We start from the raw sequence: 22,572 nt of genomic DNA on the forward strand, positions 1-22,572 counted from the left end.
TTAGCCTTCCTTGTTTTCTTCGCTGGCCGGAGCATCCGCAGCGGGAGCTTCGGTCACGGCGACATCTTCAGCGGCGACGTCAGCCACTGCGGGCGTTTCGTCGGCCTGCGGAGCCTTGGCTTCGACGACAGCGCCGGGGAACGGCACGCCTTCGGGCATCGGCAGCTTGATCGCGTCGCGAACCAGCAGCCAGCCATTCTTCGAGCCCGGAACCGAGCCCTTGATGAACAGGAGGCCACGATCGGCGTCGGTGCGAACCACTTCGAGGTTCATCTGGGTGCGCTGACGGTCACCCATGTGACCAGCCATCTTCTTACCCTTGAACACGCGGCCCGGATCCTGACGGTTACCCGTCGAACCGTGCGCACGGTGGGTGATGGAGACGCCGTGCGATGCACGCATACCACCGAAGCCCCAACGCTTCATGGCGCCGGCAAAGCCCTTGCCCTGCGTGTGGCCGGTGATGTCGACCTTCTGGCCGGCAACGAAGTGATCGGCGCTGATCAGCGAGCCGACGGGCACGAGGCCGTCTTCGCTTTCGACGCGGAATTCCGCGACGCGCTTTTTCAGGCCAACGCCAGCCTTCGCGAAATGTTCGCGCTGGGGCTTGGCAACGTTCTTTTGCTTGGCTTCGCCAGCACCCAGCTGGACAGCGTAGTAGCCGTCATTGTCTGCGGTGCGGTGAGAGACAACCTGACAATCTTCCAATGCGAGAACGGTAACGGGCACGTGCCGTCCGTCCTCCTGGAAGAGGCGGGTCATCCCGACTTTCTTTGCGATCACGCCGGTGCGCATCGTCATTACTCCTTACAGAGGCACCCAGGGGACCATCCCACAGGGTGCGTGATTGCTCTTTGGCCAACCCAAATTTTTATGCTGCAACCCCCGTCCGGGTTGAATGCCAACTTGCCCGACGGGCAATCTGGCGAGACGGAGGACGCAGCCCGGTAACGACCGGCGGTATCCAGATGTCTTGCCGGACCAAAATCCGGCGGGGCCATCAGGGACCCCGAATTCCCGGCAAATTTTACGTCCTGCCGAAGGACGGCCAACCAAGCAGCTTAGGCGAGCTTGATTTCCACGTTCACGCCCGCAGCGAGGTCGAGCTTCATCAGCGCGTCGACGGTCTGGGCGTTGGGCTGCACAATATCGAGCAGCCGCTTGTAGGTGCGCACCTCGAACTGCTCACGCGACTTCTTGTCGATGTGCGGGCCGCGGTTCACGGTGAACTTCTCGATACGCGTCGGCATGGGAATGGGGCCACGAATAAGAGCACCCGTGCGACGCGCCGTGTCTGCAATCTCACCAGTTGCCTGGTCGAGAACGCGGTGGTCAAATGCCTTGAGGCGAATACGGATGTTCTGTGCTTCCATTACCTATACCGATGCGAAAGAGCCAAGGAGCCTGTTACAGCTCCCAAAAATAAAAGGCCCACCCAAACCCGGTCTGCCGGAAGCGGGAGGCCCCATGAATTTCGTTGCAGGCGAAACGAATCTCGCCAGCGATGGCGCGCGTATATCGACACACCCGGATTCTGGCAACCCCGAAGTGTCATGATTTTTCGCGTGACCAGTGCAGCCTACCCACCCCTGATTTTCGGGAAAATAGGCCTCACATAAATTGGGGCCCGGCTCACCTTGGTGAACCGGGCCCCGAATTCATCCGCCCCTTCAGGAGCAAACGGATTAGGCGGTGATCTTAGCAACCACGCCCGAGCCGACGGTGCGGCCGCCTTCGCGAATTGCGAAACGCAGACCTTCGTCCATGGCGATCGGTGCGATCAGCTTGACGCCGATCGACACGTTGTCACCCGGCATAACCATTTCGGTGCCTTCGGGAAGGATCACTTCGCCGGTCACGTCGGTGGTGCGGAAGTAGAACTGCGGGCGGTAGTTGGCGAAGAACGGCGTGTGACGGCCACCTTCGTCCTTCGACAGCACGTAGACTTCTGCGCTGAACTCGGTGTGCGGCTTGACCGAACCGGGCTTGCAGAGAACCTGGCCACGCTCGACTTCGTCACGGCCAACACCGCGGATCAGGGCACCGATGTTGTCGCCGGCTTCGCCGCGATCAAGCAGCTTGCGGAACATTTCGACGCCGGTCACGGTGGTCTTGGTGGTGTCCTTGATGCCGACGATTTCGACTTCGTCGCCAACGTTCACAACGCCGGTTTCGACACGGCCGGTCACAACGGTACCACGACCCGAGATCGAGAACACGTCTTCGATCGGCATCAGGAAGTCCTTGTCGATCGGACGGTCGGGCTGCGGGATGTACTCGTCGACAGCCTTGATCAGTTCGATGATCGAGTCCTTGCCGATGTTGTCGTCGCGGCCTTCGAGAGCGGCCAGAGCCGAACCCTTGACGATCGGAATGTTGTCGCCGTCGAAGTCGTACGACGAAAGCAGTTCGCGAACTTCCAGTTCGACGAGCTCGAGGATTTCCTCGTCGTCAACCTGGTCGACCTTGTTCATGTACACGACCAGAGCCGGAACACCGACCTGACGGGCCAGCAGGATGTGCTCGCGGGTCTGCGGCATCGGGCCGTCAGCTGCGTTCACAACCAGGATCGCGCCGTCCATCTGGGCAGCACCGGTGATCATGTTCTTCACGTAGTCGGCGTGGCCCGGGCAGTCGACGTGCGCGTAGTGGCGCGCTTCGGATTCGTACTCAACGTGAGCGGTCGAGATGGTGATCCCGCGCTCGCGCTCTTCCGGAGCCTTGTCGATGTTTGCGAAATCCACGGCAGCGCCGCCGTAGGTTTCCGACATCACCTTGGTGATAGCCGCGGTCAGCGTGGTCTTGCCATGGTCAACGTGACCGATGGTGCCGATGTTGCAGTGCGGCTTGTTCCGCTCGAATTTTTCCTTCGCCATTTCTCTGTATTACCTTCTGTGCTGGATTTGATTGTTTGCGGGAGAAAAGGCGGCCCCGCTGAATCAGGCGCCGCCCCTAGCCTTGCTTGATGAGTTAAGCAAGCTTCTCCTTGACCTCTTGCGCCACGTTTGCCGGAACTTCGTCATAATGCGAGAACTGCATCGTGTACTGCGCACGCCCTTGCGTGAACGAGCGCAGTTCGTTGACGTAGCCGAACATGTTGGCCAGCGGCACGAACGCTTCGACTGCCTGGGCGTTACCACGGGTATCGGTACCCTGGATCTGCCCGCGACGGCTGTTGAGATCGCCGATCACGTCGCCGAGGTAGTCCTCGGGGGTGACGACTTCGACCTTCATGATCGGCTCAAGCAGCTTGATCCCGGCCTTCTGCGCCACTTCACGCATGGCACCGCGACCGCAGATTTCGAACGCGATCGCGCTCGAGTCGACGTCGTGGTACGCACCGTCCGTCAGACGGATGGTGAAGTCGATGATCGGGAAGCCGACGAGGTGGCCGCTTTCGGCCTGTTCGCGCATGCCCTTTTCGAGAGCCGGGATGTATTCGCGCGGAATGTTGCCGCCCTTGATCTCGTCTTCGAAAATGACGCCCTGACCGCGTTCGCCAGGGATCACGGTGACCTTGGCGCGGCCGAACTGACCCGAACCACCCGACTGCTTCTTGTGGGTGTAGTCGACTTCGACTTCACGGGCGAGCGATTCGCGGTAAGCCACCTGCGGCGCACCGACGTTTGCTTCGACCTTGAATTCGCGCTTCATGCGATCAACGAGAATGTCGAGGTGAAGCTCGCCCATGCCCTTGATGATCGTCTGGCCGCTTTCATGGTCGGTCGACACGCGGAAGCTGGGATCCTCGGCAGCCAGACGGTTGAGCGCGACGCCCATCTTTTCCTGGTCAGCCTTGGTCTTGGGCTCCACCGAAAGCTCGATAACCGGCTCGGGGAATTCCATCCGCTCGAGAATGATCGGCTTGGCCGGATCGCACAGCGTATCGCCGGTCGTCGTTTCCTTCAGACCTGCGATGGCGACGATGTCGCCGGCAAATGCCTCATCGATGTCCTCGCGGTTGTTCGAGTGCATCAGCAGCATACGGCCGATCTTTTCCTTCTTGTCCTTCACCGAGTTCAGAACCGAACCCTTGCGAAGCTGACCCGAATAGATCCGGGTGAAGGTGAGCGAACCGACGAACGGGTCGTTCATGATCTTGAACGCCAGCGCGCTGAACGGCTCGTTGTCGGACGACGGACGGGTTTCCTCCACGTCGCTGTCAGGCAGCACGCCCTTGATCGCCGGAACGTCGGTCGGCGCGGGCATGTAGTCGACCACTGCGTCGAGCAGCGGCTGAACGCCCTTGTTCTTGAACGCCGAACCACACAGAACCGGCACGAAGGCGCGCGCCATGGTGCCCTTGCGGATCAGACGCTTGAGCGTTGCGACATCCGGCTCGTTACCTTCGAGGTACTCCATCATCACGTCGTCGTCTTGTTCGACGGCGGTCTCGATGAGCTTCTCGCGGTACTCGGCTGCCTTGTCCTTCATGTCTTCAGGAATTTCGACATGCTTGTAGCTCGCGCCCAGGCTTTCGTCTTCCCAGACGATGCCGCGGTTGCCGACGAGATCGACGACGCCCTGCAGATTGCTTTCAGCACCGATCGGGAGATACAGCACCAGCGGGGTCGCGCCGAGGCGGTCGATGATCGACTGCACGCAGTAGTAGAAGTCTGCGCCGGTGCGGTCGAGCTTGTTGATGAAGCACATCCGGGGGACGCCGTATTTGTCGGCTTGGCGCCAAACGGTTTCCGACTGCGGCTCAACGCCGGCCACGCCGTCGAACACGGCCACGGCACCGTCGAGGACGCGCAGCGAGCGTTCCACTTCGATGGTGAAGTCCACGTGTCCGGGAGTGTCGATGATGTTGATGCGGTGCTTCGCCTGACCAGCGCGCAGCGCCTCAGGTTCGGACATCGGATCCATCGTCGGGTCTTCGGCGGTCCAGAAAGTCGTGGTCGCAGCCGAGGTGATCGTGATCCCGCGCTCCTGCTCCTGCTCCATCCAGTCCATCGTCGCAGCGCCATCGTGCACTTCGCCGATCTTGTAGGACTTACCGGTGTAATAGAGGATACGCTCGGTCGTGGTGGTCTTGCCGGCATCGATGTGAGCCATGATGCCGATATTGCGATAGCGCTCCAGCGGATACTCGCGGGCCATTTGCAAATTCCTTGGTTCTAGAGAGTGGGGAGCCGCCGTTTGCGCGGGTCGGCCCCCATATAGTTACGATTGTGACAACCGAAAGACGAAAGCCCCGGCCGTCCACAACCATTACCAGCGATAGTGCGAGAAGGCGCGGTTGGCGTCAGCCATGCGGTGCGTGTCTTCACGCTTCTTCACCGCATTGCCACGGTTGTTCGCCGCATCCATCAGCTCGCCCGAAAGGCGGGCCGACATGGTGGTTTCAGGACGACCGCGCGCGGCCGAGATCAGCCAGCGGATCGCAAGCGCCTGGGCACGCTCGGGGCGAACCTCGACCGGCACCTGATAGGTCGCACCACCAACACGGCGGCTGCGCACTTCGACCTGCGGCTTCACATTGTTGAGCGCGTCATGGAACAGCTGCACAGGATCGGCCTTGGCCTTGGCTTCAACCGCGTCAAGCGCGCTGTAGACGATACCTTCGGCAACCGACTTCTTACCGTCGAGCATCAGGTTGTTCATGAACTTCGAAAGGACCTGATCACCAAACTTGGGATCGGGCAGGATGACCCGCTTTTCGGGACGACGACGACGTGACATTTCTATGTCTCCAATATCTCTTGTTCGTCGGCCCGCACTTGATGCGGGCCAAGGCTTCTTCTTTCAGGCGTTGCGCGAGCCAGAAGTAGGCCGAACCCCGCATCAAGTGCGGGGTGACGCAAAACGGGTTACTTGGGCCTTTTCGCCCCGTACTTCGAACGCGACTGCTTGCGATCCTTCACGCCCTGCGTGTCGAGCACGCCGCGAAGGACGTGGTAACGAACGCCGGGAAGGTCGCGCACACGGCCGCCGCGGATCAGCACGACGCTGTGTTCCTGCAGGTTGTGGCCTTCGCCCGGAATGTAGGAGATGACTTCGCGCTGGTTCGTCAGGCGCACCTTGGCAACCTTGCGCAGAGCGGAGTTCGGCTTCTTCGGCGTCGTCGTATAGACGCGCGTGCAGACACCGCGCTTCTGCGGGTTCTGCTCCATCGCAGGGACCTTTGACTTGGCCTTCTGCGGAGTGCGGCCCTTGCGGACCAGCTGGTTGATCGTCGGCATTAAGTTCTCACTTCACCTTTTTTGCCGACCCTTCCGGGCGGGAAACCGGTTCCCACTTTCCCTGAAGGGATCGGTGCGGAGGTGACAACCCAGACCGTTCATGCGTGGAGTGAGGCTTGGCAAAACCCGCTCGTGCTGACCCTGCCGAAACATGACAGGAACCGCGCAGCGGCGTATCGACCAAGCTGAAACGCTCCACCCAAAACGGCCCTTCGGCCACCGGGTTACTTTGACAGCCGCCCCGCACTCCCCTTCCCGAAGGATCAGGGGAGCCAATAGAAAAGGCCTTGGCATGACACGCAAGGCCTGCAGGACGAACCGGCAATGTTCAGCTCTATTGTTCGAAAGCAGAGGTTCGCGGGTGAGCGCGAGCCATGCCTCCGGATGCGGCGCCGTTAGCGGGGAACGGGGGGCGGGTCAAGGGGGAGGCGAATCACAAAAGAAAACCAGGAATCATCTCGTTCATGAACCTCCGGACTGTTTCTCGATGCCTCTGAACCTCAGACTTGTCTGGAAACCTTACCTTATGCACCACTTCATCGCGTAGGTTCGCCAATTCACGTAACTGTGTTCGATAAGGAAGCGATCCACCTTCTGGTATCTGTCCTGCCAATGCGCTCCGCCTCTCCAGCGCACCTAGCGCCTCCCTCAAGCCGACGGTTTTTCCTTGATCATTAGAATATGGCTCAGGCGGATCTAAAGTCTGATGGAGAGCATAGCAAAAAAACTCACTCGCCATATGAAGCCCAATTATCGCCATCTGCCGACCGACGATCTCATCGCTATCGGTGCTCTCAGACGCAATGAAAAAGTGCTCTTTAGCAAGATCTACAAAACCCGCTTCTCGCGAAAACTTCGGTGCCGAATCAATTAGTGCCTCCGCGACAATGGCATTCAATGTTTCTGACGCTCGCCCACGCAAATCCCATAGTCCGTCTGGCCGTTGCTTACTCAAAAGAAAGCGTTCAGCCCCATCAATCTCCCTATGATAGTGGTCCTCATCAGTGCGCCTAAGCGCATCTAAAACCAGAGCAGTGACAAATGCCTCACCCTTTCTGCCATCCAAATGGGCCCAGCCCCCGTCTTTACGCTGCACTCCCGACAACCAGTCGCAAGCAGAATAGACGGAATTCCTTACGTGCTCATCCGATAGGCCGAAAAATGTGCCCAATCCAACGGCAATCGCAGCAGTTGCCATGACGTTCGGCTGGATCGCTGGGCCATGACCAGACATCCAACACCCCTCTGGTCTTTGCCACCTAAGGAGTGCCCGAAAATATTGTCTCGCTGGCCTAAATATCGCGCTTCTTATCCTCAGGTCTCTTACAGCTGCAATCAGAGACCAAGGGCCTTCACTTGGATATGGAACCTCGAAATTGATGTTGGGAGCGTCCTTGATGGACTCAAATGCGGCGCCAAATTCCGCATGGTACCACTCCCTGACGTCTGAGAGATACCGTTCTTTAGTACGCCCAGTAAGATAACTTGAGAATCTACAAACATAAAGCCAATGTATTAGTGTAATGTATCCATTATAATCTTCAATTGCATCTCGTGAAAAATTTCGTCCCAGACTATCCTCTTCGATCCATTTATTTTCTAGACATATAGACCAGTAAGCAATGTTCCCCTCTACTTCGGCGTTAGCACAAAGGCCGGCGGCAGTCTTGATCTTTGAAGAAGGAATCTTCTCCAACGACGCAATGAGTTTTCTTTGATATCGCGATATGATCTTGGCGAGTTCAGTGTCCTCACGCATACCTTCCTCAGCATCTGCATAATCGAACACCATCTCTGCGGTTGGATTCTTCCCTCGCGACCCATGCGGTTTTGCTTGCGAGATCAATGCTGACACCGATGTCGCTATGTCGGTCCGCCGATGCCCGTCAATTTCACCATGCTTTTTCGACAATGCAACAAATACGAGGTTCCTTTGCGCCAACGAGATATACTTGAGTTTGACAAGGCATTGGGCGATCTGGGCCGAAAGTCGGTTGATCTCATTCATCATATTTCTCGGTTTTTTTGGGCCAATATTCTGCCGGCTATTCTAGCAATTTTCCGGAAACCGCCAATGGGGGTGGAAGAATCGACTATCGATAGCTGGTGCAACAATCAGCGGCGTGGGTGCCGGAAAGGTGAGCGCCCGACCCGAGCGACGCCGGAGCACACCGGCGGCTACCTAGCGAGAACGAAGGCGTGAATGCGTTCTCGCTAGGCAAACAACCAATTTTCCTACTCCCCCAAAATCTGCAATCTACCCGTGGCTATGCCCAAGCCACCCTCCCTCACCCCCACCCGCGCCACTCCCCGCCAAGCCACCAGTGCCGTCGCTCATACCGCCCCTCCCCCGGCGCCGGACGATCCATTGCTCGCCTTCGCGCCGGTTCCGCACAAGGCTCCGCGGCGCAATTCGATCACGGCTGACTTGCAGCGCGCCTTCATCGCTCATCTTGCCGCCACCGGCATCGTCTCGGAGGCGGCGCGGCATATCGGCAAGTCGATGGAGGCGCTTTACAAGCTGCGGCAGCGGCCCGGGGCCGAGGGCTTTCGGCATGCGTGGGATGCGGCGATCGATCGCGGAGTTGCGCGGCTGGAGGCGGGCGCGCTGGCGCGGGCGATTGCGGGGGAGGAGCGGCTCGTCGTGTCGGGCGGTCAGGTGCTGGGCACGGAAATCCGCCATAATGACGCGCTCACCATGTTCTTCCTGCGGCACCGGCGGCCCGAACGCTATGGCGCGGGAGCGCTTGTTCCGGGGCATCCGGCCTATGAGGCGCTCAAGGCGCAGTTGCGGGCCGAGTGGGAGGAGGAAAAGCGGGCCGAGCGCCAGTCGCCGGATAACCGCGCGGCCAACATCGCCTTTTTCACCGAGCTGCGCGAGAAATGGCGCGAGCAGTGGGAGCGTGAACGGGAGTTTCAGGCCGCTGGTGCTGGCGGCGGCGGGTCTGATGCGAGCCTGCCGTAAACCCACACATCGCACAGGCCCACATGGGTCGTCTCATGCTCGCGGAAAGTCGCCTCGCGGGTGAAGCCGAGGCTTTCAATCAGGCGGGCGGAGACGGCGTTGCCCGTGTCGACCACGGCGGTCAGCTTCCTTGCCATGCCCGATGCGAACAGGTGATCGACCAGCGCGGCGGTGCATTCGCGGGCGACGCCCTGTTGCTGGCGGGCGGCGCAGGTGATGTAGCCGATTTCGAGCACGCGCTCTTCATGCGCGGGGAAGGCGACGAAGCGGCCGGCGACCTCTCCGTTTGCGTCCACCGCGATCCATGTCAGCCCCGGCCAGTCGGGCGCGGCGAGCCAGTCCCACAGCTCCTGCTGCGAGGCGAAGGCTTCGCGGGAGAGGTACAGGCACTGCTCCGGATCGCCGAGGGTCGGGAACAGCGCATGCTCGTCCCCCCGCCGAAGCGGCCGCATGGTGAACCGCGCAGTCGTGAGGGTGGGAACCTCAGCCACCGGTGAGGAACTGGACAAGCGCTTTGACCTTCTTGCTGCGCCATTGCGGGACCGGGGCGACCAGCCAGTAGGCGCGGCGGCTTTCCTGCGGCTCGTCGAGCGCGTTGAGCTGGCCGCGCGCGATCGCGGTTTCGACCAGCGGCAGCGGGAGCACCGTCTTGCCCATGCCCGCCAGCGCGCTGGAGAGCGCCTGTCCCGCGCTGCCCGCCTTGATGCACGGCAGCACCCCGTCGGGCAGCGATGCGCCGGGCCAGTCGATCCATGCGTCGCGCGCTTGCGGCGCCTCCACTGTCACGCGCATCGCCTCGGCCAGTTGCACCCCTTCGAGGTCTTCCGGCCCGTCCACCAACCGGATCGCCAGATCAAGGTTCGCTTCGGTAAAGTCGGCATCCTCGTCCGCGATGATCGAATAAACGACACCAGGAGTCCCCGCCTGGAATTGCGCCAGCCGCGGGGCGAGCCATTCGGCGTAGAATTCGCGCGGGGCGGCAACGGTGTAGCGATCCGACGCCTGCCCCGCCTGCATCGCGGCGACGCTTTCCTCGAACCGCAGGAACCCTTCGCGCAAGGGATCAAGCCCGGCGCAGCCTTCGGGTGTCAGCTCCAGCCCCTTGGACGTGCGGCGGAACAGCACCACGCCCAGATGATCCTCCAGCGCACGGATCTGCTGGCCCACGGCCGCAGGCGTCACCGCCAGTTCATCCGCTGCACGAGTGAACGAAAGGTGCCGCGCCGCCGCGTCATAGACGCGCAGGGCATTCAAGGGGAGATGGGTCCGCTTCACGGATCAAGCGCCTAATCGCGCATCCGCCCGCCCGCAAGTCCGATCAGGCGCGAGAGCGTCCGTCGGCGGTTTCAGGCGCGGCGAGCGGGAAGAACGGGATGCGCACCTCCATCGGTTCGCCATCGCTGCGCACAAAGGTGTAGAACCCTTCCATCGAGCCATGCGGCGTCGTCAGCGGACAGCCCGATACATAATCATGGCTGGCCCCCGGCGCGAGCAGCGGCTGTTCGCCCACCACCCCTTCGCCATCGACATGATTGACCATGCCGCGCGCGTCGGTGATCCGCCAGTGGCGCGTCATCAGTTGCAGCGGTTCGTGCGAGCCGTTCTCGATCCGGATGTGATACACCCAGAACCACTTCCCCGCCTCCGGGTGCGATTGTTCGGGCAGGAAATTGACAGCCACCCGGACAGTGACCCCATCGGTAGTGGCAGCGTGCTGGAATAGCTCTTTCATGACAGCTCCAAGGTAGCAATTCCTGACCCACCCACAAGAGCACAAACGCAGCTAATCCCCTCCCCGTTCCGACTGGTGCACCGAATCCTCACATCCCGCCCTGCGCTCTCTGCGCCGCTGCCTGCGCCACAGGCACGGGATCAGCCGGGTTGTGCTGCGCGAGGAACGCGTCGAGCGCGTCGTACCATTGCTGTTCGTTCGCGGCATTGGTGAAGCTGTGGCCGCAATGGTTGACACTTCGCCACCATTTGCGGCCACACAAAGTCATTAATTCAACCAGTTTTTCTCCAGATGCACTGCATCTCGAAGCCAAATCTCGCGAGCGATTTCTCGGCCCCTCACTCCGTAGGCCCTTGAGGCGAACCCTCGTAGTGATCGGATCACCTTATCAAATCTCTCTTTGCTAGACGGCTCGCCCCATGATTCCACATAGTCGCGGTCAACGACAGGAGGAAGCTGGGTGGTTAGGATCGCATCCAGCAACCAACGACGCTCTTTCGCTGATCGGTTTTCCGACAAGGCATAACCGAGCGACGCAAGGATGCCTTTACGCGGGTTATCGGCTCCGGCAGTGGTCGCTGGTTCCAACCATGTATCGTGGTTTGGTTCAAGCAAGCGACGCCTTACCCATTCGCTCTGTATTGCTGCGAGATGCAGATGCGCCTGTCGGATTTGCGCGGCCTTCCCCGGCAATTCCGCATGGTGGCAAAGATTGATCTGCAAGGCAGTCCATCGCTGCCTCAAAGTCGCTTCGTCACAGACTTCAATTCGGCTCAAAGCCCTTTGCGGTGCAGCGCCAGTCAAAAGCGACTGCAAGAATCTCTTGGCCCCCCTGCTCTTCCGGAACCGGAGCTCGTTAACGACCGCTGAGGGTTCAAAGGCGCTCCTCTTTCGTAAATCATCCAGCGAAAGGCTGCGCAATGGCCTCGAGCAATTTGCGGAAAGAACGCTTCGGGTAAACATTCGAGAATACTCCATGATGCATGTCTCCTTTTTTGCACCGAGCCTCGGAGTTGATCCGGGCTCAACCGTAACAATCCTTTGGGTTCGCGCGCGCGTGCGCGCGCGCGCGCGTGTGCGCGCGTGAACTGGCCAATGATGCGGGAACGGCGCGACGCTTCTTGGGGGGCCTGAGCCCAATGAAAGTTAGGTAGCGGGGAAGGCGGCCAATAATGAAAATTCTGCCGGGTTAATTTGTCCACGGCTTGGCTATGGCGAGCCCACAGGGCGCCTCTGCACGCACGCCCACACGGGTGGGCGTGTTACTGCGTAAAAGATCAAGCGAATTAACCTTTGACGCACAATTAAGCGTGCCTGCAAACACTTGCAAACGAGGGAGGAGGTGGCCTTACTCCTGAAAGAGAAAATGGGGTGAGAATTGCTGATCGCAAGGCCTCAATCGAAAAAATGTCCCCGCGTTGGCCCGAGAACGGCAATTTCGGAACTATGTGCCGACATTCCCTTGGATCTTGCGGCAAATCCTTACATCCCGCCCTGCGCTGTTTGCGCCGCTGCCTGCGCCACAGGCACGGGATCAGCCGGGTTGTGCTGCGCCAGAAATGCCACCAGCGCATCGTACCATTGCTGCTCGTTCTCGGCCTTGGTGAAGCTGTGGCCTTCGCCTTCGATCATCAGCGTGTCGACCGGCACCGATGCGTCCTTCGCGGCGCGCTCAAAGCTGTAGAATTGCGAGGCAGGCACGCGCTGGTCCTCGCTGCCGTGGGCCAGCAGCACCGGGCGCGACAGATTGGCCGCGTGGTTCACCGGGGAATAGGCGTCGAGATCGAAATCCTCACCCTCCACCCGTTCGCGCAGGTCGCGCGCGCGCTTGCGCCCCAGATAGCGCCGGTCATAGCTGAGCATCCGGTCCCAATCGGTGACGCCCGCCCAGCTGGCGGCGCAGCGATAGCGTTCGGGATTGCGGATCACCGCCCACAGCGCGGCAAAGCCGCCGTATGATCCGCCGACAACGCAGACCCGCCCGCCATCGGCAATGCCTTCGTTGACGGCCCAGTCCATCGCATCGTCGATATCGTCCTGCATCGCGCGCCCGACCTGACCGACGCCCGCCTGATAGAACGCCTCGCCATAGCCGCCGCTGCCCCGGAAATTGGGTTGCAGCACGGCATAGCCGCGATTGGCGAGCAGCTGCACTTCGTCATTGTATTGCAAGAGGTCGCGCACCCCGAACGGCCCGCCATGCGGCATGACGATCAACGGCAGATCACGCGGTTCGCGCCCGCGCGGCAGAGTGAGATAGGCCGAGATCATCAACCCGTCGCGCGCCTGATACCGCACGGGATAGCTGCGCGCGAGTTTCTGGAAATCGAGTTCGGGCCGGTAATCGCCCAGCAGATCGAGCCGCTTTTCCTCCGGCGAGAACAGGTAGAGCGCGCCCGGATCGGCTTCGCTCCCGCCCCAAACCAGCATGCGTTCGTTGTTGCGCGAACGGGTGACGATCCGCAGATCCTCCATCTGCAGCGCGCGGCCCAGATCGCGGTGCAGCTTGGCCATGTCCGGATCGAACCATTCGATCCGCTCGCGATCGTCGGTGTAAAGCGCGGCCAGCGGGGTGCCGTCGCGGTTGAGCCACAGCTCCTCCACGTCCCATTCGGGGTTTTCGTAGAAGGTTTCGATCACCTCGCCCGTGCTGTAATCGAACAGGCGCACCCCGATGCGGCCGTTCTCGCCTTCTTCCAGCACATAGCCGCGATCGCTGCCCGACACGATCTGGACGACATTCCAGTAGCGCGAGCGTTCATCGTCCTCGCGCAGCTTGTCCACCAGTTCGAAATCGTCATTTTCGGTTTCGCGGTAGTAGATGCGCAGCCGCTTGTTGCGCCAGCCCATGCCAAGACGCACCACGCCCGCATCATCGGCATACCAGTCCCACACGCCGCCCACCGGCTTTACCACGCGTTCGCGCTTGGCCCCCGGCACCAGTTCATAGCGATAGACCGAAGGGTCGCTTTGCCGCGTGTACTGGAGCGAAACCAGCGCATAGCTGCCGGCTTCATCCACATGGATGAGATCACCGCCCCAGAGCAGTTCGTTCGGCACGTCGAGCATGAAGGTTTCATTGTTGACGATGTTGCGCACCAGCAGGCGGTTCACCCGGACGGGAATGTCGTAATACATTCCGCGCATCGAGATCGACATGATGATCTTGTCGTTTCCGGCCCAGCGGAACCAGTCGACCTCCTGTTCGGGATCGAATTTGAAGACCTTTAGCGGCGCCTTGGTCGCAGCGTCGATAATCAGCAGATCGGTGGTGCCTTCGAATATCCGCTTCGTCACCAGATGCACCCCGTCGGGCGACATGCTGAAACTGCGATAGGCGCTGCGGGCGGCGAAATCATGGGTGGGGATTTCTCCGGGGGCGATATCCTCCACCGTGATCGAAAGGTCGGACAGGCGGGTGATCGCAGGAGGAGCGGATTGCGCCTGATCGGCTGCCGGTTCCTGCGCCGAAAGCGGGCTTGCGGCGATCAACGCCGCGACAAAGGACAGCCGCGCTGCCCAGGCCATAAATTTCATGATGCGCCCCTTACCCCCTGATTCGTCACGGCAAAAAGACTATGCCGCGCGGGGGAAAAGGCAAGCCGGAGGGGCTATCCCTTGGCCAGTTCTTCCTCGACCTGGGCGAGCCGTTCCTTGCCGAAGAACATTTCCGTCGCCCCGCCCTTCGCCCCGGTGAACATCGTCGGGATACCGAATGCGCCGCGTTCGACCGCGTGATCGGTGTTGGCGGCAAGGCCTTGCTTCACTTCGTCGGTCTGCGAACGCTCAAACAGGTCCTTCGCGTCGAAACCGGCAGCGGCGATGGCCGCGCCCAGCGTTTCGGGATTGAGCACATCCACCCCGTCTTCCCAGATTGCCGGCAGCAGGCTTTCGGCAAACTGCACCCCGCGCCCGTCCTGATCAGCGGCGTAGAGCATGCGTTGCAGCGTGATCGAATTGAACGGAAACTGCGGGTGCAGACGGTATTTGTCGAGCTGGTGCTTTTTGATGAAACGCTGCATTTCGAGCATGTCGTATTCGACCTTGCCCTTAACGTCCTTGTTGCGGATCATCGGCGGGGCGTTGCCTGTCAGCTTGTGCATCCCGGCGAGGAACACCGGTGTCACGTCCAGTTCCGCACCGTTACGCTTCACCAGTTCGCGCAGCGGCCACCATACGAGGTAGGCGTTGGGACTGACGAAATCGAAGATCAGTTCGACGCGGTTTGCCATGATGTGTGTCTCGCTTGCTTAGATGGACCTGCACGTGGGTAGTCACCGACACGCAGTGTCGCAAGCGCGGAGTCGAAGGCGAAGCCGCAGACGGCCAAAGGCCACCTGCATGCGCTCCCACAGGGTTCGAAACAGCGTTTAGGACGCTCTCCCGGACGGGACAGCGCAACTATCAGTGCGGCGCAAGGCCCAGTTCGATCCCGGTACGGTCTTCGAGCGCGAATTTGTCGAACAGGTCGGCGCTCGCCGCGTTCAGCCCCACAACGCGGGTGTGACGGCCGTTGCGACGCATCCGCTCGATCACCTTTTCCAGCGCGCCGATTGCGGAAATGTCCCAGAAATGCGCCTTGGACACATCGATCACCACATGGTGCGCGGCGTCTTCATACTGGCTTTCGGGGCCGAGCTTCTCGACGAATTTGTCGACGCTGGCGAAGAATATCTCGCCGGTCACGACATAGACCGCGCTGTGCGGGCGGCGCACGCGTTCGACCGAGAACAGGTTCTTCACCTTTTGCGCGAAGAAAATGCCCGAAAGCAGCACGCCCGCCAGCACGCCCAGCGCAAGATCGTGTGTCCACACCACGACGACCACGGTGGCGATCATCACCACCGAACTGGTCCACGGATGGCGGCGCAGGTTGGGGATCGAATTCCAGCTGAAGGTCCCGATGCTGACCATGATCATCACCGCCACCAGCGCGGGCATCGGCACCTGACCCACCCACGGGCCCAGCACAGTCAGCAGGAACAGCAGGAACGCACCGGCGGTGAAGGTGGACAGCCGCCCGCGCCCGCCGCTGGCGACGTTGATCACAGACTGCCCGATCATCGCGCAACCGCCCATCCCGCCAAAACAGGCGGCGACGATGTTGGCCACGCCCTGCCCCGCGCTCTCGCGCTGCTTGTTGCTTTCTGTATGCGTCATGTCGTCGACGATCTGCGCGGTCAGCAGGCTTTCGAGCAGGCCCACCGCCGCCATCGTCGCCGAATAGGGCGCGATGATCCGCAGCGTCTCCCACGTCAGCGGCACGTCGGGCAGCGCGAACACCGGCAACCCGTCGGGCAGCGTGCCCTCGCCCGCGACATTGTTGACCGGCAGTCCCCAGTAAACCGTCGCCGCCGTCAGCAGCAGGATCGCGACCAACGGGCTCGGCACGGCCTTGGTGATCCTCGGGAAGCCGTAGATGATCGCCAGCCCCGCCGCGACCATCGCCCAGGTCCACGGACCGACCCCGTCATTGCCGGGCATCAACTGCGGGATCTGCGCCATGAAGATCAGGATCGCGAGCGCGTTGACGAAGCCGGTGATGACGCTGCGGCTGACGAACTGCATCAGCAAATCGAGCCGCAGCAGCGCGGCAATCCCCTGAAACACACCCATCAGTATGGTCGCGGCGAACAGGTATTCGACCCCGTGATCGCGCACCAGCGGGATGACGACCACCGCCACAGCCGCCGTCGCCGCCGAGATCATGCCGGGTCGCCCGCCGGTGAAGGCGATGACCATCGCGATGGCTACGCTCGCATACAGCCCGACGCTGGGATCGACGCCCGCGATCAGCGCGAAACCAATCGCCTCGGGGATCAGCGCGAGCGCGACGACGATACCGGCAAGGATATCGGCGCGCGGCTGCGCGAACCAGTCCTTGGCCAGATCTTTGGCCAGATCACGGCGGATCGTGTCCGCAGGGGTGCGTGTGGTTGTCATCGGCATTGTCCGGCTGTCGGGGGGAGAGCGCGCGGCCCTAGAGCCTGATGCTGCATTGCACAACCGCTGGCAGGCAAGAAAGATCAAGGTAAATTTCGGATTAGCACCCAGCGTTTCAGTTTTGTTAGGAGGATCAGTAATATAGCGGATGCATCATCAGCCGGTGTGGCATCTGCCAACAGGCTCCTGATTGTCGTTCCAGACGCCCGCGCCCCATGTCGAGGTTGCACCCCTCTTCCCCAAGGCAAAGGCGGGATGTGCTTGGAAACCGGGGTGGTGTGCAATGCGCACTGCCCCGGTTTTTTGTTGGGAACTCCTCGCACCGCGCTACCGTCGCCCCGTGCTTGACACGGGGCCTGGCTTTTCTTTCTTCAGCGTCGGCGCAATACCCGGTGCATGGAGAAGGGTGGCTGGGTCTACATCATGGCGAACCGCTATCGCGGCGCAAATGTAAGCCCTGAAATTTGCACGGACCGTCCAGCCTTCAAATCATCACGCAACGCTTGTCGATCTCGCTTAGTCGTCCTGTTAAAAACCCCCAGAGACTTAAGAGCGGTATTCACTGCGGGATATGATGCTTCGCCAACACGACAAGGTATCGGTTTTCCCGGCATAAGTGCTTGCTCCGATTTAAAGGACGGCCGAGTTACAAGGATGCATAGGAGCTAGTTGGTGGTCAAGTTTCTCTACTGTTGGCGCTGCAAGATTGAAGTCCCAGTCGTAGAAATGCACGAGTGGGAACAGATCATCCAAGCTGGACCAATTCACTCGGATATGCTGCGGAAATACAATCAGATCACCGATTTTGGTGAGACCAACTTCAATGCCGTTCTGCACCATAGGGTAATTGATTTTGGCCCTCCGTGCGAAAGTTGCGGTAAGCCATTGCGAACTGCCAAGGCTAGGTACTGCGCGGAGTGCGGCGCATCTCGTTCCCTTTAAAGAATCGCCGTTACAACACCAATTCGATTGCATCCGGCCTGCCTGCCGACAGACCGCTTAGCCCTTGGGCAAGGCCCTCAAATCCCCGCAGCGCTCAACGCCCGGTCCATGTCCTCGGTCAGGTCGGCGATGTCTTCCAGTCCGACGTTGATCCGCAGCAGCCCCTCGGTCACTCCCATTTCGGCGCGAGCTTCGGCGCCCATATTCGCGTGGGTGGTGCTGGCCGGGTGGCACATAAGGCTCTTTGAATCGCCGATGTTGTTGGAGATGTCGATCAGCTCCAGCGCATCGAGGATCGCAAAGGCGCGTTCGCGGCTGCCCACGTCAAAGGCGAAGATCGGCCCGGTCGCCTCCATCTGGCTGATGGCAAGCGCATGGCGCGGGTGGCTGGCGAGGCCCGGATGGCGCATTTCGCCCCCGGCCTTCACGATTCGCGGTTCGAGGAATTCGCCCAAGGCTACCGCGCTGCGGCTCTGATGATGGGCGCGCAGGGAAAGCGTCTCCAGCCCCTTCATCACCACCCACGCGTTGAAGGCGGAAATGGTCGGCCCGGTGTTGCGCTGGAACGGCATCAGCACTTCGTTGATCCATTGTCCGCTGCCGCAGATCGCGCCTGCCAGCACGCGCCCCTGACCGTCCATCAGCTTGGTCGCGGAATAGGCGACCACATCCGCGCCCAGTTCCAGCGGGCGTTGCAGCGCTGGCGAGGCAAAGGCGTTGTCGACCACGGTGGTGATCCCGTGCGCCTTGGCCAGATCGCAGACGAACTTCAGGTCCACCACGTCCAGCGTCGGATTGGCCGGAGTTTCGAAGAAGAACACCTTGGTGTTGGGGCGGATCGCCTGTTCCCATTCGGCGTCCACCGCGCTGTCGATCACGCTGGTTTCGATGCCGAAACGCGGCAGCAGGTGATCGACCAGCCAGCGGCACGAGCCGAAGGCAGCGCGCGCGGCAACCACGTGATCGCCTGCCGAAAGCTGGCACAGCAAGGCCGCCGTCATCGCCGCCATGCCGCTGGCCTGGGCGCGGCAGCTTTCCGCTCCTTCGAGCAGCGCGATACGTTCTTCCAGCATCGCCACCGTCGGGTTCTGGAGGCGCGAATAGGTCATGCCCTCGGCATCGCCCGCAAACCGGTCTGCCACAGTCTGCGCGTCGTCATAGGTGTAGCCCGATGACAGGAACAGCGCCTCGGAGGTCTCGCCATGCTCGCTGCGCCATGTGCCGCCGCGCACGGCCTGTGTTGCGGGTCGCCAGTTGCGCGTCGCGGCGCGGTTCATTCCGGTGGTCTTCTTCATGGGAGAGCCGATTAGTCGCCCTCAGCCCCGCCCGCAAGCAGAGCCGCATGCAATCCTGCACGCGCGGTGCGTGCATGGCCGACAGTGCCTAGCATCAGGCTGCCTTCGATCAGGGTGAGGAGATAGCGCGCCCCGCCTGCCGGATCGGGATCATCGGCGGGCATCTGCCCTTCGAGCCATTCGAGCAGCCGCGCCATCATCGCTTCGGCCGCCTCGCGATAGCCGGAAACCCCGCGCGCCGCCCCGGCGACGATTTCCCACCACAGCGCCATGAAGGGACGCATCGCCGGATCGCCTGCCTGCGCCATCACCCGCGCGACGACCTCTTGCCGGGTGAGCGCGCGTTCCTGACCCATGCCTGCATCGAGCCTTTCGGAATAGACCTGCGCGACATATTCGAGCAGATCGGCAATCAGCCGCTCCTTGTTGCCGAAATGGTAGATCAGCATCCGGTCGCTCGTCCCGGCAGCCTTGGCCAAGGGACGCAGGCTCGCCCCGCCAAGACCTCGCGCCAGAACATGCGCGGCCATCATCGGCAGAAGGGTTTCGCGAGTCAGCTGGGCTTTCGACATTTTCCTCTTGTAGCGGACGCTACACCCATCTATCAACGTCTGTAGCAACCGCTACAAAACCTCTGGAGGAATCCCCATGAGCCCCACCGAAATCCTGTTCATCCTCGGCGGCGTTGTCGCCGTGATCGGCTTTGTCGCCGTGCTGGCGAGCAAGCGTGAAACCGGCAGCGTGCTGCTGTTCGCAATGCTGTGCGGCGGCTTTTCGGCCTACACCGGGATACAGATCTGGCAGGAAGGCATCCCGATGTTCTGGACCAACCATTCGCAGAACATGACGGGCGTTCAGGTGTGGTGGGATTTGATCCTTGCGGTGCTGATCGCGCTGTTCTTCATCGCGCCGCGTGCGCGCAAGGCGGGGATGAACCTGCCCTTGTGGGGATTGCTGGTCGTCTCCACCGCCAGCATCGGCCTCACGGCCATGTGCGCGCGGCTGTTCTGGCTGGAAAGCCAAAAGAACCCGGCCTGAAAGCTCTTGCCCGGCACCGGGTGCGGCCCTAATCCTCGCACCCGATGCCAGAGGCCGCCGCTCCCGATTTGTCGACGCCGGACACGCCGGCCCTGCCCCCTTCCCATCCGCATGATCCGTGGCTCTGGTGCATCGCCATCCCCGCGCTGTTCGCCGCCGTCGCCGTGATCGGCCTGACGATCCCGTCAAAGCCGTATTTCGACGAGATCCATTATCTGCCCGCCGCGCGCGAGATGATCGAGATGTGGAACGGGCTGACGGGCGAATACGACAATCGCGAACACCCGATGCTGGGCAAGCTGCTGATCGCTATCGGCATGGAGCTGTTCGGCGACAATCCGCTGGGCTGGCGGATCATGCCGCTGATCGCCGGGACAATCGCCGTGGGCGCGAGCATGCGCGCGCTGTGGCACGCCAGCCATGATCGCTTCGCCACCGCTGCTTTCGGTGTATTGCTGGCGACCGGATTCCACCTGTTCATCCATGCCCGCATCGCCATGCTCGACATCTTCATGGTCGCGTTTCTGGCGATTGCCGCATGGCAATTCGCCGCCGCGATCAGGGAGCCGGAGACGGGCCGGAAGCGGCTGGCGCTGACCGGGATTGCCATTGGTTGCGCGCTGGGCGCGAAATGGAACGCGGTGCCGCTGGCGATGGCGTTTGGCCTCGCGTTTTTCGCGGCGCGGCTGTCCGCCGGGCGGCGGCGCCTTTTCACCAGCAGGCGCGGAATTCCCGTGCCGGGAATCAGTCTGATCGAGGCTTTCGTGTGGCTCGGGATTGTGCCGCTGGCGGTCTATGCGCTCACCTTTACGCCGGGATACTGGTTGGGGAGCGAATTCCACCCCTCCCCGCTCGCCGAAAACGGGCTGATCGGGCTGCACCGCGAAATGCTGGACCTGCAACAGCAAGTGCTCAGCCCCCACGCCTACCAGAGCACATGGCCGCAATGGGTACTGAACACCCGCGGGATCTGGTATCTCTACGAGAATGTCGACGGGGCGCAGCGCGGGGTGATGCTGATCGGCAATCCGATCACCATGCTGCTAGGCCTGCCCGCGCTCTTGTGGTGCCTGCTGACGGGCGTTTCGCGCAGCGACTGGGCAAAAATCGGGGTGGTGGCCGGCTATGCCGTGACGCTCGGCCTGTGGCTGATCGCGCCCAAGCCGGTGCAGTTCTATTACCACTATGTCATGCCAAGCGTGTTCCTGCTCGCCGCGCTGGCACTGTCGTTGAGCGACCTTCGCGAAGCCGGGCGCGCGTCATGGGCCTATGGCGTGCTGGCCGCGAGCGTCGGCTTCTTCGCGCTGTTCTACAAGGTGCTGTCCGCCACCGCGCTCGACGGACCGATGAGCTTTGCCAACTGGGCTTGGATCGCGGGCTGGCGCTAGAACCGCCCCCACACAAACCGGCTGCTAAGGGCGTAATTCCACACCGATCCGATCAGTATCCCAGCCAACGCGGCGAGCGCCCAGAACACGCCCTGTTCGTTGAGGAAGGTCGCCACCGCGACATTGGCGAAGGCCCCGATGGCGCAGGTCAGGCAGAAACCCGCCCAGCCGCGCAGCACTTCGCTCCAGCCTTTCAGCCGCTTGTCGCGGTACGTCAGCCAGTTGTTGAGCCAGAAGTTGAAGCTCATTGCGGTGATCACAGCGGCAAGCTGCGCCTGCCAGAACGCCGCCGCCACTGCCAGCAGCGCGCCCAGCACCGCGTAATGCACCACCACGCCCAGCGCACCGACCGTGCCGAACAGCGCAAACCGCGTCGGGATCACCCTGCCCAGTGTCTTGTCATAAAGCCCGGCCAGGAAATCGAACAGCACCGCGCGATCAAGCTTGCTTTCGCCTTCGCGGCGTTTCGAGAAATTCAGGGGAAATTCCTTCACCGTCATGGGACTGTCGGCGGTGGCGAGCAGATCGAGCAGAATCTTGAACCCGATGCCCGACAATCGCGGCACAAGCGCGCGCGCCGTCGCAGTGGGCAGCATGAAATACCCGCTCATCGGATCGGTTAGCTCCACCCCGGTGATGCGCCTCGCGATGGCATTGGCAAAGCCGGAAAGCCGCTCACGCTCGGGCTCGTCCCAGTCGGCGGTGCTGGCCCCTTCGGCAAAGCGGCTGGCGACGCAGATTTGCGCCTCCCCTGCCTTGAGCGCGGCGAGCATTCGCGGCAGCAATGCGGGATCGTGCTGGTGATCGGCGTCCATCACCGCCGCAAAGGGCGCGGCAGTGGCACAGAACCCCTCTATCGCCGCGCTGGCAAGTCCGCGTCGTCCGATCCGCTGGATCACCCGCACGCGCCGGTCAGCCAGTGCCAGATCGCGCGCTTCGTCGGCGGTGCCGTCCTTGCTGTCGTCATCGACGATCAGCACTTCCCAGCCATCCGGCCCCAGCGCATCCGCTATCCGCGCGACCAGCGGCGCGAGATTGCCACGCTCGTTCAGCGTGGGAAGGATGATTGCAAGATCAAGCATGG

General features: G+C 61.5%; 21 protein-coding genes. 3 read left to right on the forward strand and 18 right to left on the reverse strand.

The window, feature by feature from the left end; translation table 11 throughout:
- From rplC to L1K66_RS12280, 7 genes are all read right to left on the reverse strand, one after another.
- A complete protein-coding gene (gene rplC / locus L1K66_RS12250) occupies positions 1–795 on the reverse strand; it encodes a 50S ribosomal protein L3 (RefSeq protein WP_252260507.1) in 795 nt (264 codons plus the stop codon).
- A 266-nt stretch (positions 796–1,061) separates the two neighbouring features.
- Positions 1,062–1,373: a 30S ribosomal protein S10 gene (gene rpsJ / locus L1K66_RS12255; RefSeq protein WP_006831877.1), complete on the reverse strand. Its 312-nt coding sequence runs from the start codon at positions 1,371–1,373 to the stop codon at positions 1,062–1,064.
- Positions 1,374–1,685: 312 nt separating this feature from the next.
- A complete protein-coding gene (gene tuf / locus L1K66_RS12260; RefSeq protein ID WP_252258123.1) occupies positions 1,686–2,876 on the reverse strand; it encodes an elongation factor Tu in 1,191 nt (396 codons plus the stop codon).
- 94 nt (positions 2,877–2,970) lie between these two features.
- A complete protein-coding gene (gene fusA / locus L1K66_RS12265) occupies positions 2,971–5,103 on the reverse strand; it encodes an elongation factor G (protein ID WP_034954474.1) in 2,133 nt (710 codons plus the stop codon).
- Positions 5,104–5,214: 111 nt separating this feature from the next.
- Positions 5,215–5,685, reverse strand: coding sequence for a 30S ribosomal protein S7 (rpsG, locus tag L1K66_RS12270; protein WP_034954476.1), 471 nt, complete (start codon positions 5,683–5,685; stop codon positions 5,215–5,217).
- A 128-nt stretch (positions 5,686–5,813) separates the two neighbouring features.
- Positions 5,814–6,185: a 30S ribosomal protein S12 gene (gene rpsL, locus L1K66_RS12275; RefSeq protein ID WP_007164630.1), complete on the reverse strand. Its 372-nt coding sequence runs from the start codon at positions 6,183–6,185 to the stop codon at positions 5,814–5,816.
- Between the two features lie 433 nt (positions 6,186–6,618).
- On the reverse strand, positions 6,619–8,196 hold the full coding sequence (locus L1K66_RS12280; RefSeq protein WP_252258124.1) for a prenyltransferase/squalene oxidase repeat-containing protein: 1,578 nt from the start codon (positions 8,194–8,196) through the stop codon (positions 6,619–6,621).
- Between the two features lie 258 nt (positions 8,197–8,454).
- On the opposite strand from L1K66_RS12280, the gene L1K66_RS12285 reads away from it, so the two are divergent.
- The gene (locus tag L1K66_RS12285; protein WP_252258125.1) at positions 8,455–9,150 is read left to right on the forward strand and encodes a hypothetical protein; all 696 of its coding nucleotides are present in this window, start codon (positions 8,455–8,457) and stop codon (positions 9,148–9,150) included.
- On the opposite strand, the gene L1K66_RS12290 is transcribed toward L1K66_RS12285, so the two are convergent.
- The 10 genes from L1K66_RS12290 to L1K66_RS12335 form a co-directional block, all read right to left on the reverse strand.
- On the reverse strand, positions 9,102–9,641 hold the full coding sequence (locus L1K66_RS12290; RefSeq protein WP_252258126.1) for a GNAT family N-acetyltransferase: 540 nt from the start codon (positions 9,639–9,641) through the stop codon (positions 9,102–9,104). The two genes, L1K66_RS12285 and L1K66_RS12290, sit on opposite strands and share 49 nt — an antisense overlap.
- A complete protein-coding gene (locus L1K66_RS12295) occupies positions 9,634–10,425 on the reverse strand; it encodes a LysR family transcriptional regulator (RefSeq protein WP_252258127.1) in 792 nt (263 codons plus the stop codon). The genes L1K66_RS12290 and L1K66_RS12295 overlap by 8 nt, the downstream gene beginning before the upstream one ends.
- Before the next feature lie 43 nt (positions 10,426–10,468).
- Positions 10,469–10,882 (reverse strand): Co2+/Mg2+ efflux protein ApaG, encoded by a 414-nt coding sequence (gene apaG / locus L1K66_RS12300; protein WP_034954481.1) that lies wholly within the window; start codon positions 10,880–10,882, stop codon positions 10,469–10,471.
- A gap of 88 nt (positions 10,883–10,970) precedes the next feature.
- Positions 10,971–11,150 carry a hypothetical protein gene (locus L1K66_RS12305; RefSeq protein ID WP_252258128.1) on the reverse strand — a complete coding sequence of 60 codons (180 nt, stop codon included), beginning with the start codon at positions 11,148–11,150 and terminating at the stop codon, positions 10,971–10,973.
- Positions 11,150–11,605, reverse strand: coding sequence for a hypothetical protein (locus L1K66_RS12310; RefSeq protein WP_252258129.1), 456 nt, complete (start codon positions 11,603–11,605; stop codon positions 11,150–11,152). The genes L1K66_RS12305 and L1K66_RS12310 overlap by 1 nt, the downstream gene beginning before the upstream one ends.
- Positions 11,606–12,364: 759 nt before the next feature.
- The gene (locus L1K66_RS12315; protein WP_252258130.1) at positions 12,365–14,419 is read right to left on the reverse strand and encodes an alpha/beta hydrolase family protein; all 2,055 of its coding nucleotides are present in this window, start codon (positions 14,417–14,419) and stop codon (positions 12,365–12,367) included.
- A 74-nt stretch (positions 14,420–14,493) separates the two neighbouring features.
- The gene (locus L1K66_RS12320) at positions 14,494–15,114 is read right to left on the reverse strand and encodes a 2-hydroxychromene-2-carboxylate isomerase (RefSeq protein WP_252258131.1); all 621 of its coding nucleotides are present in this window, start codon (positions 15,112–15,114) and stop codon (positions 14,494–14,496) included.
- Positions 15,115–15,286: 172 nt separating this feature from the next.
- A complete protein-coding gene (locus L1K66_RS12325; protein ID WP_252258132.1) occupies positions 15,287–16,825 on the reverse strand; it encodes a SulP family inorganic anion transporter in 1,539 nt (512 codons plus the stop codon).
- 1,019 nt (positions 16,826–17,844) lie between these two features.
- Positions 17,845–19,062: a trans-sulfuration enzyme family protein gene (locus L1K66_RS12330; protein WP_252258133.1), complete on the reverse strand. Its 1,218-nt coding sequence runs from the start codon at positions 19,060–19,062 to the stop codon at positions 17,845–17,847.
- An 11-nt stretch (positions 19,063–19,073) separates the two neighbouring features.
- Positions 19,074–19,634 (reverse strand): TetR/AcrR family transcriptional regulator, encoded by a 561-nt coding sequence (locus L1K66_RS12335; protein ID WP_252258134.1) that lies wholly within the window; start codon positions 19,632–19,634, stop codon positions 19,074–19,076.
- Positions 19,635–19,710: 76 nt separating this feature from the next.
- Here L1K66_RS12335 and L1K66_RS12340 point away from each other — a divergent pair, with 76 nt between their 5' ends.
- A complete protein-coding gene (locus tag L1K66_RS12340; protein WP_252258135.1) occupies positions 19,711–20,100 on the forward strand; it encodes a hypothetical protein in 390 nt (129 codons plus the stop codon).
- Positions 20,101–20,144: 44 nt separating this feature from the next.
- Positions 20,145–21,488 (forward strand): phospholipid carrier-dependent glycosyltransferase, encoded by a 1,344-nt coding sequence (locus tag L1K66_RS12345; RefSeq protein WP_252258136.1) that lies wholly within the window; start codon positions 20,145–20,147, stop codon positions 21,486–21,488.
- Here L1K66_RS12345 and L1K66_RS12350 read toward each other — a convergent pair.
- Positions 21,485–22,570, reverse strand: coding sequence for a glycosyltransferase family 2 protein (locus L1K66_RS12350; protein ID WP_252258137.1), 1,086 nt, complete (start codon positions 22,568–22,570; stop codon positions 21,485–21,487). The genes L1K66_RS12345 and L1K66_RS12350 overlap by 4 nt on opposite strands.
- Positions 22,571–22,572: the final 2 nt, after the last annotated feature.

The sequence above is a fragment of the Erythrobacter aurantius genome (genome assembly GCF_023823125.1).
GTDB lineage: Bacteria > Pseudomonadota > Alphaproteobacteria > Sphingomonadales > Sphingomonadaceae > Erythrobacter > Erythrobacter aurantius.

Excerpts from the sequence above, each read along its gene's own strand:
- L1K66_RS12330 (WP_252258133.1), bottom strand. The coding sequence starts at position 19,062 with ATGAAGAAGACCACCGGAATGAACCGCGCCGCGACGCGCAACTGGCGA.
- rpsG (WP_034954476.1), bottom strand. The coding sequence starts at position 5,685 with ATGTCACGTCGTCGTCGTCCCGAAAAGCGGGTCATCCTGCCCGATCCC.
- apaG (WP_034954481.1), bottom strand. The coding sequence starts at position 10,882 with ATGAAAGAGCTATTCCAGCACGCTGCCACTACCGATGGGGTCACTGTC.
- rpsJ (WP_006831877.1), bottom strand. The coding sequence starts at position 1,373 with ATGGAAGCACAGAACATCCGTATTCGCCTCAAGGCATTTGACCACCGC.
- L1K66_RS12280 (WP_252258124.1), bottom strand. The coding sequence starts at position 8,196 with ATGATGAATGAGATCAACCGACTTTCGGCCCAGATCGCCCAATGCCTT.
- tuf (WP_252258123.1), bottom strand. The coding sequence starts at position 2,876 with ATGGCGAAGGAAAAATTCGAGCGGAACAAGCCGCACTGCAACATCGGC.
- L1K66_RS12305 (WP_252258128.1), bottom strand. The coding sequence starts at position 11,150 with ATGACTTTGTGTGGCCGCAAATGGTGGCGAAGTGTCAACCATTGCGGC.
- L1K66_RS12340 (WP_252258135.1), top strand. The coding sequence starts at position 19,711 with ATGAGCCCCACCGAAATCCTGTTCATCCTCGGCGGCGTTGTCGCCGTG.
- L1K66_RS12320 (WP_252258131.1), bottom strand. The coding sequence starts at position 15,114 with ATGGCAAACCGCGTCGAACTGATCTTCGATTTCGTCAGTCCCAACGCC.
- L1K66_RS12285 (WP_252258125.1), top strand. The coding sequence starts at position 8,455 with ATGCCCAAGCCACCCTCCCTCACCCCCACCCGCGCCACTCCCCGCCAA.
- rplC (WP_252260507.1), bottom strand. The coding sequence starts at position 795 with ATGCGCACCGGCGTGATCGCAAAGAAAGTCGGGATGACCCGCCTCTTC.
- L1K66_RS12315 (WP_252258130.1), bottom strand. The coding sequence starts at position 14,419 with ATGAAATTTATGGCCTGGGCAGCGCGGCTGTCCTTTGTCGCGGCGTTG.
- L1K66_RS12350 (WP_252258137.1), bottom strand. The coding sequence starts at position 22,570 with ATGCTTGATCTTGCAATCATCCTTCCCACGCTGAACGAGCGTGGCAAT.
- rpsL (WP_007164630.1), bottom strand. The coding sequence starts at position 6,185 with ATGCCGACGATCAACCAGCTGGTCCGCAAGGGCCGCACTCCGCAGAAG.
- fusA (WP_034954474.1), bottom strand. The coding sequence starts at position 5,103 with ATGGCCCGCGAGTATCCGCTGGAGCGCTATCGCAATATCGGCATCATG.
- L1K66_RS12345 (WP_252258136.1), top strand. The coding sequence starts at position 20,145 with ATGCCAGAGGCCGCCGCTCCCGATTTGTCGACGCCGGACACGCCGGCC.
- L1K66_RS12335 (WP_252258134.1), bottom strand. The coding sequence starts at position 19,634 with ATGTCGAAAGCCCAGCTGACTCGCGAAACCCTTCTGCCGATGATGGCC.
- L1K66_RS12325 (WP_252258132.1), bottom strand. The coding sequence starts at position 16,825 with ATGACAACCACACGCACCCCTGCGGACACGATCCGCCGTGATCTGGCC.